Source organism: Mycobacterium sp., assembly GCF_049683935.1.
Classification (GTDB): Bacteria; Actinomycetota; Actinomycetes; order Mycobacteriales; family Mycobacteriaceae; genus Mycobacterium.
Genome location: NZ_JBAUJR010000024.1, coordinates 1 through 6,033, shown reverse-complemented (window position 1 = coordinate 6,033; position 6,033 = coordinate 1). Strand labels below are relative to the sequence as shown.

Below are 6,033 nucleotides of genomic sequence, written 5' to 3'. Positions count from 1 at the left end.
GCGCATAGGACAGCATCCGTCCCGGCGTGCGATGCGCAGACACCACGCCGACCTCGAACGGCACGTCGAATTCGGCCAGTGCCTCGGCGGCGTCGGCCATCACAGGCCAGTCGCTGTCGCTGCCCATGATCAGGCCCACCCGAGCGCTCATGCGTGAGAATCCCATCCGTCGGTCCACTGCGCGTGCGACAACCAGTGTGCCGCCCGCTCGGCACGCTCCCGCAGCACCTCCGGGTCGGAGCCGATGACGTTGACGTGCCCGATCTTGCGGCCCGGCCGCTCTTCCTTGCCGTAGAGGTGCACTTTGGCGTCGGGCATCCGCGCGAACAGATGGTGCACCCGTTCATCCATCGACATCGCCGGAGTTTCCGCAGCGCCGAGCACATTGCCCATCACCGTGAACGGCGCCAGAGGCGAGGTGTCCCCCAGCGGATAGTCGAGCACGGCGCGCAGATGCTGCTCGAACTGCGACGTGCGGGCGCCGTCCATGGTCCAGTGACCGGAGTTGTGCGGCCGCATCGCGAGTTCGTTGACCATCAACCCGCCGGAGACGGTCTCGAACAGCTCGACCGCCAGCACCCCGACGACTCCCAGCTCGGCGGCCAGTCGCAGAGCCAATTCCGAAGCGGCAGAACCGAGTTCGTCAGACAAGCCGGGCGCGGGGGCCAGCACTGTCACGCAGATCCCGTCGCGCTGCACCGTCTCCACCACCGGCCACGCCGCGCCCTGACCGAACGGCGATCGGGCCACCAGCGCGGCCAGTTCGCGCTTCATCGCGACCCGCTCCTCGGCCATGACCTCCACGCCGTCGGCCAGGTAGCGCGCCACCACGTCGCGGGCCTCGTCGGCAGACGACGCCATCACCACGCCGCGGCCGTCGTAGCCGCCGCGCACGGTCTTGATCACCACCGGCCCGCCGGTCTGCGCGGCGAAGGCCTCGACGTCGGCCACCGAGGAGATGGCCGTGTAGCGCGGCACCGGCGCGCCGAGGGCCTCCAGACGCCGCCGCATCACCAGCTTGTCCTGCGCGTGGATCAGCGCCTCGGGCGGCGGCGCAACGTTGACGCCGTCGGCGACGAGCTTCTCCAGATGCTCGGTCGGGACGTGCTCGTGGTCGAAGGTGAGCACTGTCACACCGTCGGCCGCGCGGCGCAGGGCGTCGAGGTCGGTGTGGGACCCCAGAACGATGTCCGGGGAGACCTGCGCGGCCGGTTCGTCGCTGCGGGTGGCGAGCACGCGCAGCGTCTGGCCCAGCGCAATCGCTGCCTGGTGGGTCATTCTGGCGAGTTGTCCGCCCCCGATCATGGCGACGACGGGCGGTGTCGGCGTAGTTCTCGGCACGGCACCTATCGTGTCATGACCTGGGCCACGTAATTGACCTGCGGGTACGCGACGATGGGGAAGTTCTAAGGGTCGTTACGTAGACTTTGACCTTGTGTCTTTTGCCGATGCGACGATCAAGCGCCTTCCGGGGCCGATCCGTCCCTACGCCGAACAGCACCACGAGCTGATCAAATTTGCCATCGTCGGTGCCACCACGTTCGTCATCGACGCCACGATCTTCTTCACGCTCAAGCTGACGATCCTCGAGCCCAAGCCGGTGACGGCCAAGATCATCGCGGGCATCGTCGCGGTCATCGCGTCCTACATCCTCAACCGGGAATGGAGCTTCCGCGACCGGGGCGGCCGGGAGCGTCACCACGAGGCGCTGCTGTTCTTCGGCGTCAGTGGAGTGGGCGTGGTGCTGAGCATGGCTCCGCTGTACTTCTCCAGCTATGTGCTGATGCTGCGGGTGCCGATGGTGTCGCTGGCCACGGAGAACGTCGCCGACTTCATCTCCGCCTACATCGTGGGCAATCTGCTGCAGATGGCGTTCCGATTCTGGGCGTTCCGCCGCTTCGTGTTCCCCGACGAGTTCGCGCGCAACCCGGACAAGGCGTTGGAGTCCACGCTCACCGGCGGCGGCTTCGCCGAGGCGTTGGAGGACGAGTACGAACTTCGCCACCCGATGGCCGAGAACGAGAACGGCACCGTCACCCCGATGCGGCAGTCACGCCGACGGTCCCGACGTCAACTGGGCGATTCCTCGGACCCCAGGGTGTCGAAGACCTCCTGAGTCGACCGGCGGGCCGGGCGATCAAGGGCTCAGATGACGACCAGGTGTTCCGGGCTGGCGAGTCGGACAGCTTCCAAGGAGATCGACTGGTCGAGAGTCACGAACCGTCCGCCATTGGCGGTGGCGAGGGCAAGCAGATACGAGTCGGTGACCTGGCGGTGGCCGTGCAGACGCGTGTGGTCAATGAGGTTTTCGTCCAAGAGACTGACCGAGCACGGCCAGTACTCGTGATGCTCGGTCGCTGCGGCCCGCGCCAACGTCCTGATCGCCTGGGCGGGCGGCACGGGGCTGGGGTATCGAGGCTGGCTGACGATGCGAACAAAGCCGTTCTGCGTGATGGCGCAGGACGCCCAACCGGCGTGGATCTCGGCAGCGATCCACTGCCGGACGCGCTCGTTGTCGACGTGGTCGCTGTCCAGCAACGCGATCAGTACGTTGACGTCCAGAAGGGCACGGCTCACACTGCGTCTTCTTCGCGCAGTCGATCGACGAGCGAATTGGACACAGCGGGTCCCCGATGCTCGAACGGCTCAAAGCCGTACACGCTCTTCGAAGTTGTCCGCGGCCCGGCCGTCGGTTGTTGGGTCAGCGCTTGTCGGGCCAGATCGGACAGCACATCGCCGACGGTGCGCTTCTCCCGGCGGGCGCGTTCCTTGACCGCAAGCAAGACATCTTCATCGATGGACAATGTGGTGCGCATACATCTGATGCTAAAGCATCAACCATCCCTCCGCCGCTACGACAAGTCGTGACAGTCACGCCGACGGTCCCGACGTCAGCTGGGCGATTCCTCGGACCCCAGGGTGTCGAAGACCTCGTGATAGAGCAGCGAGTGGACTCGTTCCACTCGCGGAATGTCCTGGAACTCGAGCGGATCCTGCGACGCTGACTCGATGATCAGCGTGCCGGTGCGCAGCATCCGGTCGATGAGGCCGTGCCGGAACTCCACGCTGTTGATCCGCGCCAGCGGTATGTCGATTCCCTGCCGGGTGATCAGTCCGTGGCGGAACATCACTCGACGGTCGGTGATCACGAAGTGTGTCGTCCACCAGTTCAGGAACGGCCACACGGTGAGCCAGCCGACGAGGATGAGCCAGATCGCGCCGATGACGAGGAAGACGATGTTCTTGGCGTTGGCTTCCCATTGCAGCGTGTTGACGTAGCCGGCGACGAACGCGGCGGCGGCTGTCGTGAGGATCAGCACCAGGGCGGGGATCATCAGTCGCCCCCAGTGCGGGTGGCGATGCAGGACTACGTGTTCGTCCTTGGCCAGCACGTTCTCTGGATAGCCCACGGCAGCACTTTACTCAGGAACCGCGATCGACGAGCCGCGGAATAGCACTCCGGGTTGTGATACCCGGGCGGACCACAGCCCTGGCTTCACACTCGGGCGACCGAATCCCGCCTTCAGTGACCGCCGTCGCCGGGGTTGCTCGGACGAGCGAGGTACTCACCGCAGTCCGCCGCGGACCGCAGGGTCTGCTCCATGCAGATGGTCAGCGCGGGGTCGGGCGTCGACGAAACGAGCTCCCCCGGGGTCAGTGACCACAGATAGGTGTCGGTGGATTGCAGTGGCACGCAGTGGGCGACCGATCCGTCTGCGGTGACGCCGTCGGTGCTCATCGGCGCACAGGGTGTCGCGATCACCGAGAACTCGGGAACCGCGACGACGGCCGGAGCCTCGGGCACCGCGACGGGCGACGACGCCATGGTCGTCTCGGTCACCGACGCCAGCCGGCCGCTGAGGCCCGACAGCCGCATCACCACATCGCCGACAGCCAGGCCGACGAGCAGCACGGTCACCACACCGGTCAACCCGACGACCCACGTCGGCACCCGCCGCGGTGGCGGCGTGTCGTCGGTAACCGACGTCGACGGACGCTCCAGATACGTGGTCACGACGGCACCACCAGCACGACCATCTCGACGGCGGATACCAGCACCGCGGCGATCGTCAGGCAGACCGTGCTGAGCATCAGCAGCGACGTCCGCCGATCCGGGCTCCGAACACCTTCGCTGTCGACCGTCTGTTCGCGCCAGTAGCCGGCCAGCAGATAGGACGCCCCGGCTGCGATCAGCAGCACCACGCCGATCATCGGACCCCCTCGAGCGACAACACGGGCGCATCGCCGCGCCGCAGCACGGTGACGTTGTCTCCGTCGTACATGACCGCATATCCCTTTTCGGTGGTGAGGATGGTGACGAGCTCGTCGATCTCCGGCGCGCTGAGGCCGTATCGGAACTGCATGTACATCTCGTCCGCTGCGGTGTCGACGAGATAGGCGGGGTCTTTGGCGACGGTGCAGTCGGCCAACTCTTTCGGGGTGGCGTAGCAGCTGTCCTCGACGTCGAAGACGAGCGGCACGTTGAACGCCGATCCCTGCCCCCAGTAGGCGATCTCGGTCGGGTCGGCGAGCTGCTGCATCTGCTTGGAGATCGACAGCGTCTCCGGTGGTGTCTGTTCGAAGCTGGTGTTCAGGCCGCGGTTGGTGGTCAGCACCACCGCCAGCGTGAAGAACACCAGGAACGTCAGCGGCGCCCCTGCCCGCCAGTCGCGTCTCAGCAGCGGCAGCACCACCATCGCCGCCAGCGGGGCCATCACCGGTGAGGCGTAGAGGAAGCAGCGGATCACCACCTCACCGCCGTAGCTCTGCATCAGCACCAGGCTGAACGGGGCCAGAACCAGCCCGGCGGCGATCAGTCCGAATGCGCTGCGGCGCAACCGGAAACAGCCGTACAGCGCGATGAAGAACAGCAGTATCGAGGCGCCCATGCGCAGGTACTGCATGCGACCGTAGACGGGGTCGCCGGTGATCCGGTCCGCGACTCCGGAGGTGAGGTTGCCGTCGAGGCCGCCGATGTCGGACAGCACGTCCAGCAGGTGGCCGTGCCAGTAGCCGGAGGCGCCGTAGTGGAACCATGCGATGAACAGCACGATCGACGCCAGCCACAGCAGTTTGTAGCGGGTCAGGCCCAGCACCGAGAACAGCGCGAGCATCACGATGGCCACCAGCGGGGTCAGCTGGTGCGAAACCACAAGGGCCGCAATGATCATCAGCAGCAGCGCCTCGACCGCCATGGTCCAGCGGCCGTCCCGACCGGGCACCCGGCCCGGGATCCGCCGCCAGGTCGCCCACCCGTCGAGCACAGGCACCTCGGATCGGCGCAGTTGCCACAGCAGCACCGCGACGATCGTCGCGTAGAACTGCAGCGCCACGGCCTGCGGCGCGAAGTAGTCCTGCTGATACCAGTTGAAGAGCGCGTAGACGCTCACACCGAGCCAGGCCACGCGGGGGCTTTCGGTCAGCGCCATGCCGATGGCGTAGACGGGATAGATCATCAGGATGCTGAACACCAGTGAGGCACTGGTCAGGAAGACCTCGCTGTCGGTCAGCCCGGCGATCTGCATCAGGTGCGCGGTGGCGGAGAAGAAGCCCGCCCAGCTCATCCGGGCGTCGACGGCCGCAGGCAGGGCACCGATGTCGGCGATCCAGTTGATGATGAAGCGGTGCGCGAACGCGGTGGGGAATGGCGCGCTGCCGGTGGACCATGCGACCGGCATCGTCAGGTACACCATCAGGGCGATGTTGGTGGCCGCGGTCATCGCGGGGTCGAACGCGGCGCGGCGGTATTCGAGGGCCAGTAGCAGCGTGATGAGGGCCAGGCCCAGGAAGTAGTCGACGCCGAGGACCTCGACGAGACCGAATCGCCCTGCGGCGCCGGGGTTCAGCCGCAGCACCGCCGAGGCGAACAGCACGGCGGCCGCGGCCAGCACAGCCACGGCGAACCTGCGTCGGCTGATGCCGTCGATCACCGTCGACACCACAGACCTGACCGGGGCGCTGTCCGCGGGGGCGGGCCGTCGAGCCAGTGCCACCGCCGCGGCGCCGGACAGGGCCAGAATGACCGCTTGGGTC

At 66.8% G+C, this 6,033-nt stretch carries 9 protein-coding genes; 1 reads left to right on the top strand and 8 read right to left on the bottom strand.

Annotated elements, in window-relative coordinates; genetic code table 11:
• Both WA965_RS01580 and WA965_RS01575 read right to left on the bottom strand, forming a co-directional pair.
• Positions 1-166, bottom strand: a 166-nt coding sequence (locus tag WA965_RS01580) for an AIR carboxylase family protein (protein ID WP_526446962.1), incomplete at its 3' end; no start/stop codon positions are given.
• Positions 148-1,305, bottom strand: coding sequence for a 5-(carboxyamino)imidazole ribonucleotide synthase (locus WA965_RS01575; RefSeq protein ID WP_526446960.1), 1,158 nt, complete (start codon positions 1,303-1,305; stop codon positions 148-150). The genes WA965_RS01580 and WA965_RS01575, both read right to left, overlap by 19 nt.
• Before the next feature lie 130 nt (positions 1,306-1,435).
• Here WA965_RS01575 and WA965_RS01570 point away from each other — a divergent pair, with 130 nt between their 5' ends.
• Positions 1,436-2,116, top strand: coding sequence for a GtrA family protein (locus WA965_RS01570; protein ID WP_526295016.1), 681 nt, complete (start codon positions 1,436-1,438; stop codon positions 2,114-2,116).
• Between the two features lie 29 nt (positions 2,117-2,145).
• On the opposite strand, the gene WA965_RS01565 is transcribed toward WA965_RS01570, so the two are convergent.
• The 6 genes from WA965_RS01565 to WA965_RS01540 all read right to left on the bottom strand — a co-directional run.
• Positions 2,146-2,577, bottom strand: a complete 432-nt coding sequence (locus WA965_RS01565; protein WP_526295015.1) for a TA system VapC family ribonuclease toxin — start codon at positions 2,575-2,577, stop codon at positions 2,146-2,148.
• The gene (locus WA965_RS01560; RefSeq protein ID WP_526295013.1) at positions 2,574-2,816 is read right to left on the bottom strand and encodes a ribbon-helix-helix domain-containing protein; all 243 of its coding nucleotides are present in this window, start codon (positions 2,814-2,816) and stop codon (positions 2,574-2,576) included. The genes WA965_RS01565 and WA965_RS01560 overlap by 4 nt, the downstream gene beginning before the upstream one ends.
• A 75-nt stretch (positions 2,817-2,891) precedes the next feature.
• Positions 2,892-3,410, bottom strand: coding sequence for a PH domain-containing protein (locus tag WA965_RS01555; RefSeq protein ID WP_526295011.1), 519 nt, complete (start codon positions 3,408-3,410; stop codon positions 2,892-2,894).
• Between the two features lie 113 nt (positions 3,411-3,523).
• Positions 3,524-4,015 carry a hypothetical protein gene (locus WA965_RS01550; protein WP_526295009.1) on the bottom strand — a complete coding sequence of 164 codons (492 nt, stop codon included), beginning with the start codon at positions 4,013-4,015 and terminating at the stop codon, positions 3,524-3,526.
• Positions 4,012-4,212, bottom strand: coding sequence for a hypothetical protein (locus WA965_RS01545; RefSeq protein WP_526295007.1), 201 nt, complete (start codon positions 4,210-4,212; stop codon positions 4,012-4,014). The genes WA965_RS01550 and WA965_RS01545 overlap by 4 nt, the downstream gene beginning before the upstream one ends.
• On the bottom strand, positions 4,209-6,033 hold a 1,825-nt coding region (locus tag WA965_RS01540; RefSeq protein ID WP_526446958.1), incomplete at its 5' end, for a hypothetical protein. The genes WA965_RS01545 and WA965_RS01540, both read right to left, overlap by 4 nt.